The organism is Paenibacillus phytorum, from assembly GCF_013141715.1.
GTDB lineage: Bacteria > Bacillota > Bacilli > Paenibacillales > NBRC-103111 > Paenibacillus_E > Paenibacillus_E phytorum.
Genome location: NZ_WHOA01000106.1, coordinates 1 through 4,186 on the forward strand (window position 1 = coordinate 1; position 4,186 = coordinate 4,186).

Below are 4,186 nucleotides of genomic sequence, written 5' to 3' on the forward strand. Positions count from 1 at the left end.
CATGCTTGTCCGTTAAGCTAACGGATAACGCTAGTTCAATATAAACAGATTAAAACCTTTCATTAGAAGAAAACCTAGACTTAATAGGACTAATGGGAGGTTTTATTATGAATATAAGTCAATTGTGGAAACTATATGAGGCCGAAAAGCGCATCCAGGGATTTAGTATAAACACTCTAAAAGCCTACGCCTTGCAGCTAAAAATGCTGGTTAATGAACTTGGAGATATCCATATTTCAGATGTTACCCTACAGCTGTTAAAGGAATATTTAGCGAAACAATCTGATCGATTGAAGCCAAGTAGTTTAGGGCATCGCATCCGCTTTGTTAGATCTTTGTTTCGCTTTGCATACGAAGAAACCTACCTAACATCAAACCCATCTCTAAAATTAAGAGAGCCAAAGATGGAAAAACGTATTCCGAAGTTTTTAATCGAGGAAGATGTGATCCATTTGAAGATCTCTTGTCTATCCATACGGGAACGAGCTCTTCTAGAGTTCCTGTACACTACCGGTTGCCGAGTTGGAGAAGTACAAAAGATAAACATTGAAGATTTGAACTGGGAGAATTGCTCTGCAATCGTTAAAGGTAAGGGATCGAAGCAAAGAGAAGTTTATTTCACAACCGAGTGCAAGGTCTGGTTGAAGAAGTATCTGGCAAGTCGTAAGGACTCCTGTAAAGCCTTGTTTGTAACCGATACTTATCCTACTCGCAGGATGGCCATTCCCACGATCAGGTGGTCAATAAAACGGCTTGCAGACCGGGGAGAGGTCGCAACCAACGTGTACCCTCATCGTTTTCGTCATACTTATGCGTGCCAGTTGCTGGACAACGGAGCACCTTTGGATTTCATTCAAGGCATGCTGGGGCATGAGAAAGCATCGACCACTCAAATATATGCACAGCTCCGCGGCGAGCGCAGAAGAGAACTTTATCGTCGAATCTTTTAGCTGTTCTCTGCCCTTTTGTAATGATGGTTTGAATCAGATTAAAAACACCTTTACTCCAGGTCAGCAGTCAGTTGACTTCATTTAGGCGGTTATCATGCTGTTTGGGGAAACTAAGCAAGACATATAATAGTGACTGGTAAGGAGCTGCGTGCATGGAATACCAGGAGACAGAAGAGTTTCTCATAAAGAAGTTGCGCAAATACATAGAAGGGTATGTTTATGATGCTGATCTATCTAGTAGCGAGTGTCTGAAAGTGATTGTGGAGATTGTACGTACCTATCCCATCAGAGGGAAGGAAAATGTTAATGAGATTTAAGGAATGGTCTCCTAAAATGGACTTCCCAATTCAATTTAATAAGTTCAAGCGATTTCTATACCCAACTAGCACTGAGTGCTTTAGCTGGATACCATGAAGATACAGTAGAAGCTAATAGGAAGAAGAGACTAAGGGAAGCTGAAAAATATTGCAGACAAAAATAGGGATGCCGATCGAACATTACTGGCACGTATTCAAAGATAAACCTTATGAAGAAGTGTTTTCCTTAAGCGGTTCCATGTACTTCGAGGATGATGAAGACAGTCTTGTATTAATTGAGGATTTTGGTCAAAAAAATCATATCCGTCGTGATTTCTTTTCAGTGAATTTACCTTTTGTTTTTGCTCCCAATGACTTATCCCTGGGATTAGGTGATGAAACAAGAATCCAGCATTTTGAAGAAATACTATCCAATGATGCGTTTAAAACGAATCTTCTTAAAAGGATGATTACAGGCGAAAAGGTAGAAAACTATAAGCCACTAAATTGGTTTTTCGGTAAAGGATGGGATCCAAGAAAGGTTCCCTGGAAAGAATTCGAAGAACAAATGGACGATTGGTTCGTAAAGTATAAAATGATGTATCGAGATCGAACAGAAAATTTACTCGAACAACAGGGATATATCAAGAGCAAGGAAAAAAGGAACCTAGAGCATTTTGAATGGCTGGTTCGTTTTCAAGTGCAGTGCTGGAGTCTAAAAGAAATCGCTGATTATTATAGCGAAGAAAGTAATGAAATTTTAAGTGAAGACACTATCTCGCGAGGTATTAAGAGTACTGCTGAACTTATATATCTAATACTACGACCAGGCAATAAGCCTGGTAGACCTAAAACCGTTGTATAAAGGTAGACAACCGCGGCAGCCAACACATTATGAACTGCCGTTTCCAAGCTAAGGGGACATTATAGCTAAAGTGTTATTAGGAATAAAAGGAGAATTATTGTTATCATCGATATCCTGATATTTTCGTGCAGAAAATGCAAGGTATTCACTTTTTATCTGCGATAAAATTTATCTTGAAGGGAGGAAAAACGATGGATTGGTTGGATAGGATGAAAAGCGCCATGGAATATATCGAAACAAACCTAGCGGACAATATCTCATATGATGAAATAGCGCAGAGAGCCTGTTGCTCTACTTATCATTTTCAACGAATGTTTCCTTTTATTACTGGGGTATCGTTATCTGAGTACATTCGACGTAGGCGGTTGACATTGGCAGCATTTGAACTACAGACAACAGATGCAAAGGTTATTGATGTAGCTTTGAAATATGGATATGATTCGCCAGAAGCGTTTGCACGGGCGTTCAAGAATCTTCATGGGATAATGCCAATATCTGCGCGCGATAAAGGTGTAACTCTAAAAGCCTATCCTCGAATGTCATTCCATATTTCAATAAAAGGAGATGTCGAAATGAATTACCGCATCGAACAAAAAGGTCCTTTTGAGATGTTTGGAGCATATGGAATGGTCAATTCTGATCCCCAAAAAGTATATGCTGAAGTTGCTCAGTTCCGTCAACAATGTGATGTAGATGGAAGTGTTGAAGGGATGAATGGATTACTGGGACGCTTTAGTAACACCATCTTGCACGCTGCCTTATATGATCATACTGGAACATCTTTTAAATACATGGTGAGCTATTTCTTACCAAAAGGACTTGAAATTCCGGAGAGATTTACAAAACTTTCTGTCCCGGCACTAACGTGGGCGATTTTCCCAGAACCACAATGTGATTTAATAAAGTTATGGGGAAGGATTTATTCCGAATGGTTTCCGACATCGGAATACGAACAGGTTGAAGGCCCTACCTTTGAAATGTATTATGGAACGGCAGGGTATGTGTCTGGGGAGATTTGGATTCCGGTTAAGAAAAAATGACTTGTTACGCCATGCGCTACGCATGTGTTTCTCATCGTGCACCTGTTGTACTATATTGCCCCAACGGGAGACGAGAGTTGAGTAAATGTTACACGATTGAAATCTTATTTTCATCTGGTATTAATCATTAAAGGTTATAATAAAAACCGACCCCCTTTAAAATATAAACTTAGACCCGCAGCCCGTTGCTGTGGGTCTCTTTTTGTTATTAAACTAAAGGGCAGTTTTGCTCAACAAACTATGAAGGATAGCGTAATAACTTTGGAACCATTAAAATGATTATCACGTCTGTTCTGTAAGACGCAAAGGAGGTTATCAATTGAGAAAACTTTGTTTATTATTCATTTTAATAGCATCACTTTTTCTTAATGCTTGTACCAACAAAGTCGAACCTAAGCAATCTCCATTAGTGGGAACTAATAAATCCAGTTCAGCGGAACTTGTGGGTTATATTACCAAGCTTGAAAATCAAAGAGCCTTAGTGGTTAGTCCAATGAGTAGAGAAATAAATCAAACGAGAAAAGAGTTCTATGAAGCGATATGGGTTTCAAATATGCCCCAAGATGTAGAGGTTGGACAATACGTTAATGTATGGTTTGAAGGTACCATAGCAACCTCATACCCTGCTCAAGGAAAAGCTTCAAAGGTCACCATAACCAAAATTCAAAAACCTGAAAAAGCAATCTTGTCTCAAGACGAAGTAATACGCAAAGCACTGTTAAACAAGGATATTTCAAGTATCAACATCTTTGTTATCAATGAAGTAGTTTATGATGAAAAATCAGCAGTTTGGACTGTTCGATACAAAAGTGCAATTATTACGGATAGTTCAATTGAAGAACATAGTATGCAAGTTCCAGATAAATAACATTAAGCTAACGGAAACTATAGTTCAATCACGTCACGAAGGCAGCTGGCACACAATCGGCTGCCTTTGTCTGTTGAAGTAACGGGATAGCGGAACATCAGGATATATCGAATTTCAATAATCAAAATTACCCATTATATGGTATAATAGTAATCTAATTTAAATAT

5 protein-coding genes are annotated in these 4,186 nt (G+C 38.9%); all 5 read left to right on the forward strand.

Annotation, left to right across the window (positions count from 1 at the left end):
* Positions 1-107: 107 nt before the first annotated feature.
* The 5 genes from GC098_RS16625 (at position 108) to GC098_RS16645 (ending at position 4,019) form a co-directional block, all read left to right on the forward strand.
* Positions 108-950, forward strand: coding sequence for a tyrosine-type recombinase/integrase (locus GC098_RS16625; RefSeq protein WP_171644241.1), 843 nt, complete (start codon positions 108-110; stop codon positions 948-950).
* Positions 951-1,102: 152 nt separating this feature from the next.
* Entirely contained in the window at positions 1,103-1,267 is a 165-nt protein-coding gene (locus GC098_RS16630; RefSeq protein ID WP_171644242.1) for a hypothetical protein, read from the forward strand.
* A 166-nt stretch (positions 1,268-1,433) separates the two neighbouring features.
* On the forward strand, positions 1,434-2,111 hold the full coding sequence (locus GC098_RS16635) for a hypothetical protein (protein WP_171644243.1): 678 nt from the start codon (positions 1,434-1,436) through the stop codon (positions 2,109-2,111).
* 191 nt (positions 2,112-2,302) lie between these two features.
* Complete coding sequence (locus GC098_RS16640; protein WP_171644244.1) at positions 2,303-3,151, forward strand: AraC family transcriptional regulator; 849 nt, start codon at positions 2,303-2,305, stop codon at positions 3,149-3,151.
* Between the two features lie 319 nt (positions 3,152-3,470).
* A complete protein-coding gene (locus GC098_RS16645; RefSeq protein ID WP_171644245.1) occupies positions 3,471-4,019 on the forward strand; it encodes a DUF3221 domain-containing protein in 549 nt (182 codons plus the stop codon).
* Positions 4,020-4,186 lie beyond the last annotated feature (167 nt).

Excerpts from the sequence above, each read along its gene's own strand:
- GC098_RS16625 (WP_171644241.1), top strand. The coding sequence starts at position 108 with ATGAATATAAGTCAATTGTGGAAACTATATGAGGCCGAAAAGCGCATC.
- GC098_RS16630 (WP_171644242.1), top strand. The coding sequence starts at position 1,103 with ATGGAATACCAGGAGACAGAAGAGTTTCTCATAAAGAAGTTGCGCAAA.
- GC098_RS16640 (WP_171644244.1), top strand. The coding sequence starts at position 2,303 with ATGGATTGGTTGGATAGGATGAAAAGCGCCATGGAATATATCGAAACA.
- GC098_RS16635 (WP_171644243.1), top strand. The coding sequence starts at position 1,434 with ATGCCGATCGAACATTACTGGCACGTATTCAAAGATAAACCTTATGAA.